This window comes from Hymenobacter coccineus, assembly GCF_001816125.1.
Classification (GTDB): domain Bacteria; phylum Bacteroidota; class Bacteroidia; order Cytophagales; family Hymenobacteraceae; genus Hymenobacter; species Hymenobacter coccineus.
Genome location: NZ_MDZA01000016.1, coordinates 1 through 17129, shown reverse-complemented (window position 1 = coordinate 17129; position 17129 = coordinate 1). Strand labels below are relative to the sequence as shown.

Here is a 17129-nt window from a genome sequence, read left to right as displayed (position 1 = left end):
CAGATTTCGTGGCCCTGCCCGGCCAGGTAGCGCAGCTGGTGGTAGGCGCGCAGCTTGTCCCCCTTGTCGAGCGGGTACGGGAAGCGCGAGAGCAGCACCCCGGCGCCCACGGGCTCGTCGCTGAGGGCCAGCAGGCAGATTTCGTGGCCCTGCCCGGCCAGGTAGCGCAGCTGGTGGTAGGCGCGCAGCTTGTCCCCCTTGTCGAGCGGGTACGGGAAGCGCGAGAGCAGCACCAGGAGTTTCATGCGGGGCGAAGGTAAAGCCGGCGGCGGCCCCACCGGCCCGGCGACGGGCGGCGGCGCGGGCCATTTCCGGCAGGCCCCGCCTACATTTGGGGGCGGCTGCACGCCCGATTGCGTGGGCCGCTTACCCAAACAGCGGGGTCCCGAATGAAAGAGTTTCTCAAAAAAATTATCAAACGCCTGCCCATTGCCTTCACCCAAAACCAGCGCTACGACCGCCAAACCGAGCGCGTGCTGCGGCGCGTGCTGCACCCGCAGGCCAACTGCGTCGACGTAGGCTGCCACAAGGGCGAAGTACTGGCCCAAATGCTGCGCTACGCCCCCCAGGGCCAACACTTTGGCTTCGAGCCCATTCCGGCACTCTACCAGCAACTCACCCGCACCTTTGCCCACCGCCCCAACTGCTACTTCTACCAGCTGGGCCTGGGCGAGGCCCCCGGCGAGGTATCCTTCAACTACGTGCTGACCAACCCGGCCTACAGCGGCTTCGTGAAACGCCGCTACGACCGGCCCGAGCGCGACACGCTCATCACCGTGCAGCGCGCCCGCCTCGACGACGTGCTGCCCGCTGGCACGCGCATCGACCTGATTAAAATTGACGTGGAAGGCGGCGAGCTGCAAGTGCTGCTGGGGGCCCAGGCGCTGCTGGCCGCCAGCCGACCGGTCATCGTGTTCGAGCACGGCATCGGGGGCTCCGACCACTACGGCACCCGCCCCGAGCAGGTGTTCGACCTGCTCACCGGCCCGGCCATCGGCCTCAGCATCTCCACCATGACGCGCTGGCTAGCCGGCCAGCCAGCCCTCACCCGGGCCGAGCTGGTGCAGCAGTTTGAGCAGAAGCTGAACTATTACTTCATCGCCTACCCAGCTTGAGGCAGCGGCCCGGCCGGCACCAGTTGCGCGTACAGCGCTTCGAAGCGCTGGGTGACTCGGCCGTTGGCGTACACGTCGGCGGCGGTGCGGGCGGCGGCGGCCCCGAGGGGCCCCACGGGCAGGCGGCCGTGGTAATAGTCGCGCAGGGTAGCCTGCCAGGCGGGGGCCCCGTCGCGTAGCACCACGTCGTGGCCGTCGCGCACGGCAATGCCTTCGGCGCCCAGGCCGGTGCTCAGAATGGCTTTGCCTAGGGCCATGCCCTCGATGATTTTGACGCGCATCCCGCCGCCGCTCAGCAGCGGCACCAGCATCAAATCGTACTGCCGCATGAAGGCGGCGGCCGAGTTCACGAAGCCGTGGATGAACACGTTATCAGTGCGCGGGGCCAGCAGGTGGGGGGGCGTGCCGGTGCCGGCCACGTGCAGCTCCAACTCGGGCAGCTCGGCGTGCACGGCGGGCCACACCTCGCGCAACAGCCAATCGAGGCCTTCCAGGTTGGGCAGCCAGTTCAACGAGCCAATCATGAACACGGAGCGCAGCCGGGGTTGGATGGTGGGGTCTGGCTGGAAAGAATCCATTTCCACGGCCGCCGGAATGAGGGCAATGGGTTCGGGGCAACCCAGCTCCTTTAGGCGGGTGATATCTTCCTCGGTAATGGCCGCCACGCCGTCGAAGCGCCCCAGGTATTTCTGCTCGAATTGCTGCATGCGCCCGGCCAGGTGGTTCAGGTACCAGCGTTTCAGCGGGTTGCTTTCACCCTTCGCCAGCCGCTCCCAGATGACATACTCAATGTTGTGGGCCCGCAGCACCTTCACCACGCCCTTCGGCGTCAACCCTTCCGCATTCAGCCACTCGTTGTACCAGGCCACAAATGTCCCTTCGAACTGAATGACGTCGAACGCCTCCGATCGTAGCAGCGATACCAGCACGCTGGTTACGTCGCCGCTGATGAACCGAGCCACGTTGTATGGTTTACCGGAAAACAACAAGTTAGCCAGCGCCCACAGCGGCTTCAGCCGCGTATCCACGTCCACCGTTACCAGCCGGAAGTTGGGCCCCAGGTGGGCCAGAACATCGGCCGACTGGTGGTGCTTGGGCGTGTTGATGGCCAACATCGTGACGCGGTGGCCGGCGCGCAGCAGCCCGGCCGTGATGTTGTAAATCCCGATGGCCCCGCCGTCGTGCAGCGGAAACGGCACCCGCGGGCTTACTTGGAGAATGTGCATAGGTCGCAAAACTACGCCGGGGCCCTCCCTACGCCGGGCCGGCGGCCAGGGCGGCTTGCACGGCTTGCCACAGCACTTCGGCGCTGCGCGCCCACGAAAAGCGGGCCACGTTGGCCAGGCCGGCGGCCCGCAGGCGCGCCCGCAGCGGCGCGTCGCGGCTCAGCTGGGCCAGGGCCACGGCGATGGCCGCCGGTTGGTGCGGGTCGCACAGCAGGGCCCCGGCGGGGCCGCCCGCCACCTCGGGCAACGACGACAGGTTGGACGTGATGACCGGGCAGCCGCTGGCCTGGGCTTCCACCACGGGCAGGCCAAAGCCCTCAAAGAAAGGCACGTACACTGTGGCCAGCGCGGCCGCATACAGGCCCGTCAACTCCGCTTCACCCACGCGGCCCGTGAAGCGCACGGCGGCCCGCACGGCCGGCGGTAGCTGTCGGTAAGCCTCAAAGATGGGGCCGGCCTGCCAGGCCTCGCGGCCCACCACCAGCAGTTGCACCGCGGCTGCGGGCCCCGCCGGGTCCTCCCCCGCCCCGGCCTTGAACAGGCCAAACGCGCGCAGCAAATTCGCCAGGTTTTTGCGCGGTTGCAGGGCCCCCACAAACAGGAAATACGGCTGCCCCCCGCTGAATTGCGCCCGCACGGCCGCCTGCTGCGCCAGCGGCTGCGGCCGGAAGTGCGCGGCCGGCGCGTTGTAAGCCACCCGAATGCGCGCCGCGGGCAGCCCAAACTGTTCGGCCACATCGCGCCGGGTGGTTTCCGACACGGCCACCAGCTGCGCGGCGGCGCGGGCGAAGCGCGGCATAAAATACGTGTAGTAGCGGTACACGAGGCGGCTCACGTCGTGGGGGCGGTGCAGGTACGCCAGGTCGTGCAGCACCAGCACGCGGGGCACGCGCGTGCCCAGCACCGTGAAGCCCTCGGGCGAGAGCAGCGCAGCCGGGCGGTGCCGCCGCAACCACCCGGCCACGGCCCATTCGTACCAGGCCCATATCAGCAAGGGGTGGCGCGCCGGGGGCCGCAGCACGTGGGCCACTACGTTGGGCCCCAGCACGTAGCGCGGGTCGTGGGGCCTATCGAAGAGGAAGTGGAACGTGCATTCCGGGTGCTGGCGCACCAGGCAGCTCAAAGTTTCGTAGGTGTAGCGCCCCAGCCCCTCCAGCTGGTTGCCGGGCAGCAAAAAGCGCGTGGTGACGGCGATGTGCATGAAAGAAAATCAACGAAATAAACACGGCCCGGGGGCCCACCAACGCCGGGGCCCCTACAAGCCCAGCTGGCGGAAGCTCACCTCCAGGCTCTCAATCTGCTCCTCCGAGCCCAGCAGCAGCAGCACGTCGCCGGGCGCCGGGCGGTAATCGGCCGAGGGGCTCACCGTGAAGGTGCCGTCGGCCAGGCGCAGGCCGATGACGGTGGCGCCGGTGCGCGAGCGCACGTCGAGCTCGCGGATGCTCTGGCCGCGCATCTCTTTGCGCAGCTGCTCGTAGCTGAGTTCCTCCAGGCGCAGCTTGTCGGCGGTGAGGCCCGAGATAAGGTCCAGGAAGCGAATGACTTCGGGGCGCACCACCAGCTTGGCCATGTGCGAGCCGCCGATTTCGTCGGGCATCACCACGGCGTCGGCCCCGGCCGAGAGCAGCTTGCTTTCGGAGGTTTTGAGCTTAGCGCGGGCAATGATTTTTAGGTGCGGGTTGAGGGCCCGGGCCGAGAGGGCCACGAACACGTTGTCGGCGTCTTTGGCCAGGGCCGTGATCAAGGCCGAGGCGCGGGCCACGCCGGCCTGTTGCAGCACCACGTCGGTGGTGGCGTCGCCGAACACGGTGATGATGCTGCCGCCCGGGTGGCCGTCGCCGTCGTAATCTTCGCCGGTTTTGCCGTCGCTGACGTCCTTCATCAGCTGCTCGTCCTGCTCCACTACCACCACGCGCACGCCGTTGGCGCGCAGCTCTTGGTAAGCACGGCGGCCGTTGGCCCCAAAGCCGCAGAGGATGAGGTGCCCGCTGAAGCGCTGGATTTGTTGGTCGGTCCGGTACATTTTAAACAAGTTGCGCAGCTCGCCGGCAAACAGAAACGTGGTGAACACCGACACCAGGTAAGCCACCACCACGAGGTTGAAGAGGATGTAAAAGGACACAAAAATGCGCCCCGCTTCCGAAAACGGGCGCACCTCGCCGTAGCCCACCGTGGATACGGTGGTGATGGTCATGTACCAGGCATCGGCCCAGTCCAGGTGCTCGATAAGGCGGAACCCGGCCAGCCCCGTGCCCAGGCTTACGATTGTGAGGGCGAGGGCCAGCCGCAGGCGGCCCAGGTTGAGGCGCTTAAACATGCACGAAGAGGGAGCGGAAGGGCAGCAAGGGCCCCAAAGCTACGCCCAGCGGGGCCCTAGAGATCCCACACGGTGCTGCGCTGCTGGCGCCAGGCGCGGCGCACGTTCATCCAAAACACGCCCGCGAAATAGAGCACCACGGGCGAGCCAAACGTGAAAAACGAGGCGTACACGAACGAGAGCCGGATGCTGCGGGTGCTAAAGCCCCACCGCTGGCCCAAGGCCGAACACAGGCCAAACGACTGCGCTTCGAGGTAATCGGTGAGGGTTTTCATGGCAGAGGGTGCTGGTGAGAAAGGACCGCGGGCCGGGCTAAGTTACAACGCGAACGGGACCGGCCCAACCGAACCGGGTAGCTTTGCGCGCCCGGGCCCCACCTTTTTAGGTGCTTGTACGTTTAGGACGCTCGTTAAAGCCATAATCTGTTGCGTATTCTTTCAAAATTAACGGCGGGGCCCCGGCCGGCCGCACTGCTGGCTGCCGGGCCCTGCTGCTGGGTTGCTCGCCCCTGCCCAAGGTGCTGCGCGCCGCCGAGGCCGGCCGCCAGGCCACGGCCACCCCCGCCCCGCTCACGGCCGTGGGCGAAACCGTGCCCTTCGAGGTGACGGCCCGGGTGCCCGCCGCCCACCTGCGCAAGGGCGTGGCCTACGAGCTGCTGCTGCGCTACCGCTACGACCACGGCCTGCGCGACGACACGCTGGGCCGCGTTTCGTTCGTGGTGGGCGACTACGTGTACGACGACGAGCACAAGGGACTGCTGGTGGCCCGCAAGGCGTTCAGCCTGCCCAACACGCCCAACCGCAGCCCCGGCGAGCTGCTGGCCCGCCCCCAGGTGCGCGAGCTGAAGCGCGGCGGCCAAGTGCTGCGGGGCCCCGCCGACGTGCGCCTGGCCCGCGGCATTGCCGACCCTGCCCGCCGCGTGGTGCGCGAAGACACCGCCCTGGCCCTGCTGCCCGAAGCCGCCCTCAACCAAGTGAGCGGTACGCGCATTCTGCCGTTTTTCTTCGACGACGGGGCCTGGTTCATCCGCTCGTTTTTGGGCACCAACGTGGCCGCCCTGGAAGACCTGATCGACGCCAACCAGCGCACCCAGCGCGTGCTCATCACCGCCGGCCACTCCCCCGATTCGCTCGATGCCCACAACCCCGCCCTGGCCAGCAAGCGCGTCAAAATGCTGCTTTACTACTATAAGAAGCGGGTTGAGGGGTTTTCGTACCTTAACAAGGTGGCCAACATTAAATTCGACACCCTGGCCTACCGCCGCCGCTGGGACCTGTTCCTGAACAAGGTCACGCAGTCGGCCCTCAAGCCCGCCGACCAAGACTCCATTATCGCCGTCATCAACGATGCGCCGGGCAGCTACGTGGCCAAGGAAAAGGCCTTGCACCGCCTGCAATCCTTCGAATACGTGGAGCAGTACATCTACCCCGTGCTGCGCGTGGGCACGGTGGCCGTCACGTTCACGGCCCCGGCGCGCTACAATTCGGAGGTGTATTTATTGTCGAAAAAGATTGTGGCCAAGCAGGCCGAAATCGACGCCCTCACGCCCGAGGAGCTGCGCTACTCGGCCACCCTCACGCCGCTGCTGGCCGAAAAGCAGCGCATTTACGAAGTGGCCAGCGCCGCCGAGGGCCGCTGGGAGGCCTACCACAACCTGGGCGTGGTGCTGCTGCTGCGCTCCGAGAAGGAGGTGAGCCCCAAGGTGGCCCGTGCCTACCAGCGCCGGGCGGCCACCAACTTCACCCTCGCCGCGCACCGCAACCCCACGGCCGAATTATTTTACCACGCCGCCACGGCCTACCACCGCGCCGGCGACCGCCTCGAAGCCCTCCAGAACTACGACTACGCCATCAAGCTGGGCGGCGACCGGGCCCTGCTGCGCAAAATTATTTCCGACAAAGCGGCCCTGGAAATTGAGGTTGGCCAGCCCGACGAGGCCCTGCGCACCCTGCGCTTCGCGGGCCCTTCGTACCAGAACGAGCTAAACACGGCCCTGATTTACGTGCAAAAAGGGGGCTACGACCTCGCCGAGGCCCAGTACCGCCAGGCCCTGGCGCGGCGCCCCGGGGCCCCGGCGGCCCTCTACGGCCTGGCCGTAGTAGCCGCCCGCCGCCACGACGAGGCCCAACTGGCCACTTACCTGCAACAAGCCGTGGCTGCCGACCGCACCCTGGCCAACCAAGCCGTCGAGGACCTGGAGTTCCAGGACTATGCCCAGGGCGAGGCTTTCCGCGAGGCGCTGAAGTAGCGCACGGCAGTGGTGGGCGCTACTTCAGCAGCGTCCAGCGCTCCGGGCAGCGCCTAAAGTCATCTTGTAAAAGCACAATTGGCTGCGACAATGCAATGACCTTTGATCATTGCATTGGTCGCAGCCAATTGTGCTTTTACGGCTGTCATAAAAAGTAATATGCGGGTTCGATTTTTATATAATTTATTTTATCATTTACCAGTTTTTTTTAGTTTTTAAGGGCATATTATTGTGATTTTTTTATTAATTAACAATTTTTACGTCGTTTGTTTTTACAAGCATTAGCTTTAAAAAACAATGCAAATAAGAACGCCTTTTTACCAAGCAACGAGGTAATTTAATTTATATTTTGCCTCTGTTTTTTAGGCTTATTGGCTTATTGCGGCATTCTCCCAACCGTCGATTTGCCGATTCCCGCCGGCTAGCCCCTCGTTGTACCACCCCTGGGGCCCCGGCCCCGGGCAAGCTGGCCCGCCCGCCCTCTCCTACGCTATGAAGCTACTTTTTACGATTCTCCTGCTGCTGGGCAGCGCGGCCGGCCTGCACGCGCAGCCAGCGGGCAGCTGGAACCCGGCCGGGGCCAACGGGTCGTACCCGCGCACGCTGCTTAAGGCAGGGGCCCTGGCTGGGGTACGGGCCTCCTTGGCCGCGCCCGACCGGCGGGGTCTTTACCAAACCCTGTGGGCCGACGTGCAGCACGCCCCCCCCGGCCGGCAACTCGACAGCCGACGACCGCCGTGCCCGGGCCACATTTGCCAAAAATGCCGCCTTTGTGGCGCTGGTTGGCCAGCAAGGCACCGGCCAGGGCCTTGCGGCCCAATCGGCGGCCCAGCGCGCGGCGCTCGTGGACACGGCCCGCAGCCTGCTCGAAAGAATTAATACCAACGTGGAAGTGTTCGCTACCCTGGCGGGGACCACGCCCTACACCGAGTGGCAGTGGCGCTCGAAGGAGCTGATAGACTACCTGATAGCGTATGACTTGCTGCGCGGGGCCGGCGAAACGGCCGCCAGCCTAACGGCCGGCGCCGCCCGGGTGCAGGTCTTTGCTGGCAACCTCTACCAGCAATCGACAAAACCCATCTACGGCACCACGTTTTACAGCGCCGTTAAGAACAACCACACCCTCATGACCGCCGCCGCCCTGGGCATGGCCGCGGTGGTGCTGAACGAGGCCACCAGCACCGACGCCAACTACCAACCCGCTAGGTGGGCCGGGGCGGGCCTATACAACATCGACAACGTGCTGTGGCGCGACGCCCAGCGGCAGTCGGACTCGACCCTGGTGGCCGGCTACGCCGAGGGGCCTTATTACTTCAAGTACGCCATGCTCAACTGCCTGCCGTTTTTTCGGGCAATGGGCAATTTCCTACCCGACGATACGCTGCCGTACAAGTTTGGGACCGCGGCGCGCAGCATTCGCAACCCGTACTTCGACCCGAAATACAGGTTGCTCTACGGTTGGGTAACGAGCATTTTGATGCCCGACGGCCGCCTGCCAGCCCTCGAAGACTCCTACGTGGACATGGGCATGCCAGAACTGGCGCTGACCGGCGATAGCCAGTACGTCAAGCCGATGTATTTCAGCAAGCTCTCGGGCACCGGCATGGCCTCGGCCGTTGCGCAGCTGCGCGACGTGACGGTGGACATGCGAGCCGCCTGGCTGGCGGCGCCCTTGCCCCGTCGGCGCCCAACCAGCCAGCCCTCACGGTGCTACCCGGCAGCGGCAACCTGGTGTTTAGGTCGGGCCCAGACTCGCTCGCCGCATATTTTCACCTCTACGGCCGCGGCGGCCGGGCCCAGGCCAATGCCGGCGGCCACAGCCAGGGCACGGCCAGCAGCTTTCTGCTGCACGCCCACGGCCAGCTGCTGGCCCTCGACCCCGGGTACCTCAGCTACTCCCGCCGGTCGGAGGTGGGCCAGGCCACTAACCACAACCTGGTGCTGGTGGACGGCGCTGGGCCGGCCATCGGCGCGCCCGGCGCCGGCAGCCCAACCACGTCCACCATCCAGGAAACCCTACAAACGCCGCTGCTGGCCTACGGCGAAGTAGCCACGGCCTACCAAGGGGCCACCATCACGCGCAAGGCCCTGTTCGTGCGCAGCTCGTATTACCTGCTGGCCGATGTGGCAAGCGCCACCGCCGCCCACGCCTACACCTGGCAGCTGCACGGCTACGGGCTGACGAACGGCAATGCCGATACGGGCACTTTTACGGACGGATTAAGCTCCCAGGAAGGCACGTGGCAAAAGAACGGCGTCAGCCTGCTGGCCCACGTGGCAACGGCCGGCGACCCGGCCACCTACACCACGGTCACCAACCAGCACGAAACCACGTATAACACGGCCGAAAGCCACACCACGCTGCTAGTGCAAACGCCCAGCGCACCCCTGGCCGTGTTTCTGGCCGGGCTTTACCCCTACACGACCCAGCCGCCTCGCGTGGCGACGACCAGCCAAGCTTCGACGGCCGCCTTGGCCACCACTGGCACCGGGTTTATTGACATTGCCTTTGCGCAGGCCGATTCAGTGCTGAGCACCGACGCCAGCGGACAGTTGCCGCAGGCCGTGAGCGCCGATGGCCTGCTGAATTTCTACTCGGCCACGGCCAACGGCAGCTTTTCCCAGCTGTTCGTGCAGGCCGGCACGGTGCTGCGCGTGGGCCCCACGCCCGTGCTGCGCGCCACGCCGCGGGCCAACGTGAGCTGGCAAAATACCGGCGGCAGCCGCTACAACGGCTACGCTAACCGGCGCACCACGCTCAGGCTGTCCCTCCCCAGGGCCCCAACCAGCGTCGTCGGCACGAGCGTGGCCAGCTACGCCTACGACGCCGATAGCCACGCGCTGGAGGTAGTGCTGGCGGCGGCCGGGTCCTTTGAAGTGCAGTTGGGCAGTTCTCCCCTGCCGGTGGTGCTGGCCAGCTTCGCCGGCCAGCGGCAGGGCCCCGCGGTGCAGCTGCGCTGGTGCACCGCATCGGAGCTGCCCAGCCAGGGCACCGAAGTGCAGCGCCAAGCCGCGGCCGGGGCCAGCTTTATGGCCATCGGCTTCGTGCCCGGCGCTGGCAAAAACACCCAGGCCACGGCCTACGCTTTCCGCGACACACTGGCCCTGGCCACCACCGCTTACTACCGCCTGCGGCAGTTCAACCAAGATGGGGTGGCCACCTATTCGCCCGTGGTCGCCGTGGGCCCGCCCCCCGGCGCGGGATCCCGGCTGCTGCCCGTTTTTCCGCAGCCGGTGCAGCGCCTGCTGCACGTGCAGGTGGCGGGCCCGGCCCAGCTGGTTACCCTGCGCCTGTGCGACGGCCTGGGCCGGCTGGTGCACGAGCAGCTTTGCCAGCAGCAGGCCCAGCTCGACCTCAGCCACCTGCGCCCCGGCCTGTACTACCTCGTTGCCCACGATGCCACTGGGGCCCCCATCGCAGGTGGCCAGCGGGTGGTAGTGGCTCCTTGAGGCCAAGACCAGCGCCCGGTACCCCGCCCGGCATGGGCAAACAATCCCAAGCGGTGTTGTAGCTTTGCCAAACAGTTCCAAGCCGTTTTTAAGCCAGCATTTCATGCGTCAGATACAATTCCGGGAGGCCCTGCGCGAGGCCATGAACGAGGAAATGCGCCGCGACCCCCGCATTTTCCTCATGGGCGAAGAAGTTGCCGAGTACAACGGCGCTTACAAGGTGAGTCAGGGTATGCTCGACGAGTTCGGCGCCGGCCGCGTCATCGACACGCCGATTGCCGAGCTGGGCTTTGCCGGCATCGGCGTAGGCGCGGCTATGAACGGGCTGCTGCCCATCATCGAGTTCATGACCTTCAACTTCTCGCTGGTAGCTATTGATCAGGTGATTAACTCGGCCGCCAAGCTGCACTCCATGTCGGGCGGGCAGTTTTCGTGCCCCATCGTGTTCCGGGGCCCCACCGGCAACGCCGGCATGCTTAGCAGCCAGCACTCGCAAAACTTTGAGAACTGGTACGCCAACTGCCCCGGCCTCAAAGTGGTGGTGCCCAGCACTCCCTACGACGCCAAGGGCTTGCTCAAAGCCTCCATCCGCGACCCCGATCCGGTGATTTTCATGGAGTCGGAACTGATGTACGGCGACAAGGGCGAAGTACCGGAGGAGGAGTACATCCTCGAAATCGGCAAGGCCAATATCACCCGTCCAGGCACCGACGTGACGATTGTCTCGTTCGGCAAAATGATGAAAATCGCCCATACCGCAGCCGACGAGCTGGCCAAAGAAGGTATCCAAGCCGAAGTCATCGACCTGCGCTCGGTGCGGCCGATTGACTACGACACCGTCATCACCTCTGTCAAAAAAACCAACCGCCTGGTAGTCGTCGAGGAAGCCTGGCCCTTGGCCAGCCTTTCGGGCGAAATCGCCTACGTGGTGCAGCGCCGCGCCTTCGACCACCTCGACGCGCCCGTGGTCCGCATCACCTGCGCCGACGTGCCCCTGCCCTACGCCCCCACCCTCATCGAAGCCTCCTTGCCCAACGTGGCCCGCGTGGTGAAGGCGGTGAAGGAAGTAACCTACGCCAAGGCTTAGCAATCCGCGGCAACGAGCCCACCGGTCCCCAATCGGCGGCCATTTTTACGAAAGCGGCCCCGCTGGCATTTGCCGGCGGGGCCGCTTTTTGTTTGGGCCGGGGCCCCCAGAACGAAACCCGTTACCCGCCAGTACCCGCCACGAATAGGACGATGATTTTGCGGAAAGAATTACGGCGTTTTGATTTTGTCCCAGGGTTTTGAAATGATCCGTTTCCGTAAAAGAGATTATTATTAAAGTGCAAAATAACTGAGCTAAAGGTCGGGGAATATTATTTCACCTATATAGTTCAGCCGTTTAATATCCGGACCTGAAAAGATGTGCATCCGATGAATTCAGCCGGGTAAAAGCAATTGCTTAATTATACTAAATGAGTATTTTAATTGCATATATACCATATTACTATGATCATAATGTTGATATTCAATTATCAATCAGCTAATTATACAAACCGATTATTTTGATTTCCGATGCACTGCAAATCAAAATGATAATGTGGTTTTTATAATAATTAGTATAAATATTCTAAATAACAACCTTTTGCATAACCAATTATTTTCGTATTGCAAGCAAGCTAAACAATAATAAAAATCTTCAACTTTGGGTTAAATAATCCTATTGTGGAAATTTCTGACCACTCCCCTTTTTAAGTTTTTTAAGGTTCTTTCTTCTCACTTTAGTACGATTGCATGCAGAATTCAATCCCCCTTTTTATGCTGTGGCTGGCGCTTTTTAGCGGCTTTTCACCAGCCGCTTCCGCGCAAACCGTCGTCTTCAATTCTAGCCCCACGGCGCAGCCGGGCGATGCCTTCAGCCTGCAAGGCAGCTTCGGCGCCGGGGCAAAAGTTTACCTCACCGCCGGCACCTCAACGACCCCTGTGGCGGTGCCCATCATGACCCAGATGGCCGGGCAGGCCACGGGGCAAGTACCGGCCAACTTGGCCCCCAATGTGTATCAAGTGTGGGTGGACGACGGTGGCCAGCGCAGCCCCAGCGTGTACCTCAACCAACCCCGCGGGCAGCACTTCGACTCGCCCGAGGTGGGGGCCGGCGGGCGCATGCGCTTGTTTGGCCGCAACCTGTTTTTGGGGGGCGGGGCCCAGGTGCGCTTCGTGGGGGCCGGCGGCGGCACCGCCCAGGTAGATGCCAGCCGGAGCGATGCTTACACGCTGAGCTTCACTGCCCCCAGCTCGTTGCAGGCGGGCACCACCTACCAGGTGCTGGTGAGCAACGGCTACGGCGGCGAAACGGCAGCCGAACAATCGGTTAAGGCCATTGACGGCGGCGCCGACTACTTTAATCTGGGGGTGGGCTGGGCCAGCAAAATCACCTTTTACGCCAACGTATATAACGTGCAGACGGACGGCCGCCTGGACCGGAAAGCCCGGGGCGACGGCGGCACCAACGACCAGCCCGCCATTCAGGCGGCCATGGACCGGGCCGCCGCCGACGGTGGCGGGGTGGTGTACCTGCCCGCGGGCACCTACAAGCTGGCCCACGGGGGCGGCGCTGGCCTGCTGATGCGCAACCGCGTGGTGCTGCGCGGGGCTGGCAAAGACCAGACCATCATCAAGTTCGGCTACGGCAACGTGAGCCCCGACCGGTGGGGCGTTATCTGGAACAACACCAGCTGGGGGGGCTCACCGACCTGACCATCATCAACGTGAACGACTCGGGCCAGTACATCCAGAACATGACGGGCGTGGGCACGGAGCTATTTATGCAGCGCGTGCGCTTCGACATGAACACCGGCGACTGGCTCTGGCTGGCCAATTCCAACAAGCTGGTTATTGCCAACTCCGACTTTAAGCAGGGTGTGGACAGCCAGGCGGGCTACCACGGGCCCCTGCAGCTGAGCGGCTGCACCAACTTTGTGGTGTCCAACAACAACATCACGTTTGCCGTGTACGGCCTAAACCTGCCCAACGCGCACGAGGGCGTGTTTGAAAACAACCACGTGTACCGTGACGGCAGCGCCCGCTACCCCACTTCGCTGACCAACCACGTACTGATTCTGGACTTTGCCCAGAACATGGCCGTGCTCGGCAACGAGTTCAGCGTCATCAACGGCCCGGCCCAGAACTCCAACGACGGCGAGGCCATTATTGCCGAGGGCGGGGGCAGCGGCGGCACCCGCATCGACGAGAACGCGGGGACGGTGAGCGGGGCCGGCGGCAACACCTTGCAGGACAACAGCAAGAACTGGGGGACCTTCCGGCAGCAGCCCGTGGTGGCCATCGTGAGCGGCAACGGCATGGGCCAGTGGCGCACCATCACGAAGGGCAGCGGCAGCCAGCTGACCCTGGACCGGGCCTGGGACGTGACGCCCAAGGCGGGCAGCCACTACGCCATCTTCAACTGGGGGGCCCGCAACTGGCTGGTGAAGGGTAACACTTTGCTGGGCAACCGGCGCGGCATTACCTTCTACCAAAACGCTACGCTGGACGTAGCCGTGGTGGGCAACACGCTGACCAACAGCGGCTCCATCGACTTTATGCCTTACCAGGGCGACAACGGCTACCAGATGTTTACCCCCATGTACAACAACCAGATTGTGGGGAATAACGTGGCCGGCACCGATGGCTCGAACGGGGTATTTATTGGAACCCACGCCACGCAATCGCACCAAACCCGAACCTTTGGCACGTCGCTGGTTAACCTGGAAGTGCGCGCCAACACCCTGACAGCAAACTCGCCCAACGTGCCCGCCGTGGTGGACGACAAATTTCCGGAGGGCTACCACAACTACCTGGCTTTCCAGGAGAATGGGGGCCTCTATGTGGATGAGAAAATCCCCGCGCTGCTGGGCTCTATTTTCCAGAACAACACGGCCATTAACTGCGATAATGCGCTGTACGTGAACTCTGGGGCTTATAACACCCTGGTTTGCAACACGAAATTGATCAACACGCCCAACCTGGTCCAGGACAACCGCATTATCGGCCTCTCGCACACTTCCGTGGGCACGGCTTCCTGCCTGGGCTCGACGGTGTCGGCGCTGCGCACGCCCGAAAACCCCGATAATACTGAGGCAGGCCTTAATTACCAGTACTTCGAGGGCAACTGGAACTCGCTGCCGAATTTTACGGGCCTCACCGCCATCAAAACCAGCATTGCCACCAGCTTCGACCTGGGCGTGCGGCAGCGCGAGTACGGCTACGCCCTGCAATACACGGGCTACATTACGGTGCCCGCCGACGGCCAGTACACGTTTTCGACCAACTCGGACGACGGCTCGCGCCTCTACATCGGCTCGACGCTGGTGGTGGACAACGACGGCCCGCACCAAGTACGGGAGGTTTCGGGCACCATTGGCCTGAAGGCCGGCACCCACGCCTTCACCGTGACGTACTTCCAGGGGGGCGCGGGCCAGGTGCTGGAAGCCAGCTACCTCGGGCCGGGCATCCCCAAGCAGCCCATTACGAGCGCCGTGCTGCGCCGGGCCAGCATGGGCCTGCGCACGCCCGAAAACCCGGCTTCTACCACAACCGGCCTGAACTACACCTACGTGGAGGGCTACTGGAACAATCTCCCGGACTTTACCAGCCTGACGCCCACCAAAACCGGCACCTCCACTGCCCTCAACCTGGGCGAGCGCCAGCGCGACTACGGCTACGTGATGCAGTACACGGGCTACGTAACGGTGCCCGCCGACGGCCAGTACACGTTTTCGACCAGCTCGGACGACGGCTCGCAGCTCTACATCGGTTCGACGCTGCTGGCGGACAACGACGGCCTGCACGACTACCAGGAGCGCTCCGGCACCATTGGCCTGAAGGCCGGTACCCACGCCATTACCATTGCCTACCTGCAAGGCGCGGGGGGCCAAACGCTGAACGTGAGCTACCAGGGCCCCAAAACGGCCAAGCAAACCATCCCAATGGCCGCGCTGCTCCGGGAAACGACGCCGACGGGAACCCAGCCCGCGCCGGACGCGGGCCTGCGCGCGCCCGAAAATCCGGCCAATACCACGGCCGGCCTCGGCTACCAGTACTACGAAGGATCCTGGAACGTGCTGCCCGATTTCGACGCCCTGGGGGCCCTGGCCAGCGGCGTGGTGGCCACCCCCAACCTGGATGGCCGCCAGCGCGACCTGAACTACGCCCTCCAGTACACGGGCTACATTACGGTGCCCGCCGACGGCCAGTACACCTTCACGACCGGCTCGGACGACGGCTCGCAGCTCTACATCGGCTCGACGCTGGTGGCGGACAACGACGGCCTGCACTCCTACCAGGAGCGCTCCGGCAGCATTGGCCTACAAGCCGGCACGCACGCCGTCACCATCACCTTTTTACAAGGCGGCGGCGGCCAGAACCTGGACGTGAGCTACCAGGGCCCCAACACGGCCAAGCGGGCCGTGCCCGCCTCGGCGTGGTCGCGGCTCAGCACGGCGGCGGCCACTAGCGGGCTGCGCACCCCCGAAAACCCGGCCAATACGGTTGCCGGCCTGGACGCGAAGTACTACGAAGGTTACTGGAACAACCTGCCCACGTTCAGCGCTTTGAACCCGATAAAGGCCAGCAGCAGCACCGCCACCTCCTTCAACCTAGGCGAGCGCCAGCGCGACTACGGCTACGCGGTGCAGTACACGGGCTTCGTGACGGTGCCCGCCGACGGCCAGTACACCTTCACCACCGGTTCGGACGACGGCTCGCAGTTGTTCATCGGCTCGACGCTGGTGGCGGACAACGACGGCCTGCATAGCTACCAGGAGCGTGCCGGCACCATCGGCCTGCGGGCTGGCACCCACGCCATCACCATCACTTACTTGCAAGGCGGCGGCGGCCAAACGCTCGCCGTGAGCTACCTGGACCCGAACCAGAAGAAGCAGACGCTGTCGCCAGCGGCCCTGCGCCGCAGCGCGGCCGGCAGCACGGCGGCGGCCAAGGGCAGCCGGGCGGGCCTGGTTGAAGCAGCTACGCCAGACGTTGCCTCCACTGCGCTAAGCGTTTACCCGAACCCGAGCACGGGGGCCTTCACCGTCGAGTTTTCGGTAGCCACCGCGCAAACGGCCACGCTCACCCTTATTGACGCGCTGGGCCGGACGGTGCAGCAGCAGCAAGTGCAGGTGCAGGCGGGCATCAACCACCTGGCTTACCAGGCGTTGGGCGCCGCCCAGGGCATCTACCGGCTCACGCTGGTGGGGGCCGACGGCCAGCGCCAGGGGCAAAAGGTGACTATCAGCCACTAGCCCAGCCACTGTGCTTCAAGCGCCAATTTAGATTTGGATAATACATCCGCGCAAAGGGCCCCGTTGGAATTTCCAGCGGGGCCCTTTGCGCGCGTATGCAGCCTATACAATAGGAAGTTCGGCGCTTTTGAGCAGTCAATAGGCGGTGGGTTGCGCCACTCCTACGCAGCCGACAACGTCGGAGCCCGCACTGGCCCCAGCATATTATATAGCGTCAATAATTAATACGCGGGCACGTCGCCGGGCTGAAGCTGCGCGGCGGTGGCGGCGGCCAGCTGCCACCCGCCCCACAGCACCGCCGCCAGCACTACAGCGGCCACCGCCTGCCGCCACCGGGCGCGGCTCGCCACCGCCGGTCCCAGGCCCCCTCGGCGGCCGCCGTGAGCAGCAGCAGGCTGCAGTGGCAGCAGGAAGCGGCACTCCACCAGCGTGGGCAGCGCCAGGGCCACCGGCAGCCCAGGGCCAGCAGCGCCCAGCCCGCCCGGGCCCGTG

At 64.4% G+C, this 17129-nt stretch carries 12 protein-coding genes and 1 pseudogene; 7 read left to right on the top strand and 6 right to left on the bottom strand.

What is annotated here, in order from left to right:
• Positions 1-245 (bottom strand): annotated as a pseudogene (locus tag BEN49_RS01365) (hypothetical protein); the annotation flags it as partial.
• A gap of 144 nt (positions 246-389) precedes the next feature.
• On the opposite strand from BEN49_RS01365, the gene BEN49_RS01360 reads away from it, so the two are divergent.
• The gene (locus BEN49_RS01360) at positions 390-1115 is read left to right on the top strand and encodes an FkbM family methyltransferase (RefSeq protein WP_083325658.1); all 726 of its coding nucleotides are present in this window, start codon (positions 390-392) and stop codon (positions 1113-1115) included.
• On the opposite strand, the gene BEN49_RS01355 is transcribed toward BEN49_RS01360, so the two are convergent.
• From BEN49_RS01355 to BEN49_RS01340, 4 genes are read right to left on the bottom strand one after another with little or no spacing between them, the layout of a single operon-like run.
• Positions 1103-2341: a glycosyltransferase family 4 protein gene (locus tag BEN49_RS01355; protein WP_070739690.1), complete on the bottom strand. Its 1239-nt coding sequence runs from the start codon at positions 2339-2341 to the stop codon at positions 1103-1105. The genes BEN49_RS01360 and BEN49_RS01355 overlap by 13 nt on opposite strands.
• A gap of 28 nt (positions 2342-2369) precedes the next feature.
• Positions 2370-3542: a glycosyltransferase family 4 protein gene (locus BEN49_RS01350; protein ID WP_070739687.1), complete on the bottom strand. Its 1173-nt coding sequence runs from the start codon at positions 3540-3542 to the stop codon at positions 2370-2372.
• Between the two features lie 54 nt (positions 3543-3596).
• Positions 3597-4658 carry a potassium channel family protein gene (locus tag BEN49_RS01345; protein WP_070739684.1) on the bottom strand — a complete coding sequence of 354 codons (1062 nt, stop codon included), beginning with the start codon at positions 4656-4658 and terminating at the stop codon, positions 3597-3599.
• Positions 4659-4714: 56 nt separating this feature from the next.
• Positions 4715-4933, bottom strand: coding sequence for a PspC domain-containing protein (locus tag BEN49_RS01340; RefSeq protein ID WP_070739681.1), 219 nt, complete (start codon positions 4931-4933; stop codon positions 4715-4717).
• Positions 4934-5175: 242 nt separating this feature from the next.
• On the opposite strand from BEN49_RS01340, the gene BEN49_RS01335 reads away from it, so the two are divergent.
• The 6 genes from BEN49_RS01335 to BEN49_RS01315 all read left to right on the top strand — a co-directional run bounded on the left by BEN49_RS01335 (position 5176) and on the right by BEN49_RS01315 (position 16637).
• Positions 5176-6906 carry a tetratricopeptide repeat protein gene (locus tag BEN49_RS01335; protein WP_070739678.1) on the top strand — a complete coding sequence of 577 codons (1731 nt, stop codon included), beginning with the start codon at positions 5176-5178 and terminating at the stop codon, positions 6904-6906.
• Positions 6907-7678: 772 nt separating this feature from the next.
• On the top strand, positions 7679-8956 hold the full coding sequence (locus tag BEN49_RS31255) for a hypothetical protein (RefSeq protein WP_498366020.1): 1278 nt from the start codon (positions 7679-7681) through the stop codon (positions 8954-8956).
• Between the two features lie 980 nt (positions 8957-9936).
• Positions 9937-10356: a T9SS type A sorting domain-containing protein gene (locus BEN49_RS31250; RefSeq protein ID WP_498366021.1), complete on the top strand. Its 420-nt coding sequence runs from the start codon at positions 9937-9939 to the stop codon at positions 10354-10356.
• A 64-nt stretch (positions 10357-10420) separates the two neighbouring features.
• Positions 10421-11443 carry a pyruvate dehydrogenase complex E1 component subunit beta gene (locus tag BEN49_RS01325; protein WP_262490166.1) on the top strand — a complete coding sequence of 341 codons (1023 nt, stop codon included), beginning with the start codon at positions 10421-10423 and terminating at the stop codon, positions 11441-11443.
• A gap of 713 nt (positions 11444-12156) precedes the next feature.
• A complete protein-coding gene (locus BEN49_RS28745) occupies positions 12157-13095 on the top strand; it encodes a glycosyl hydrolase family 28-related protein (RefSeq protein WP_204376024.1) in 939 nt (312 codons plus the stop codon).
• Positions 13047-16637 carry a PA14 domain-containing protein gene (locus BEN49_RS01315; RefSeq protein ID WP_070739666.1) on the top strand — a complete coding sequence of 1197 codons (3591 nt, stop codon included), beginning with the start codon at positions 13047-13049 and terminating at the stop codon, positions 16635-16637. Before BEN49_RS28745 ends, BEN49_RS01315 begins: the two co-directional genes overlap by 49 nt.
• Before the next feature lie 221 nt (positions 16638-16858).
• Here the strand turns inward: BEN49_RS01315 and BEN49_RS27470 are convergent.
• The coding region (locus tag BEN49_RS27470) for a hypothetical protein (protein WP_204376023.1) at positions 16859-17129 on the bottom strand (271 nt) is incomplete at its 5' end.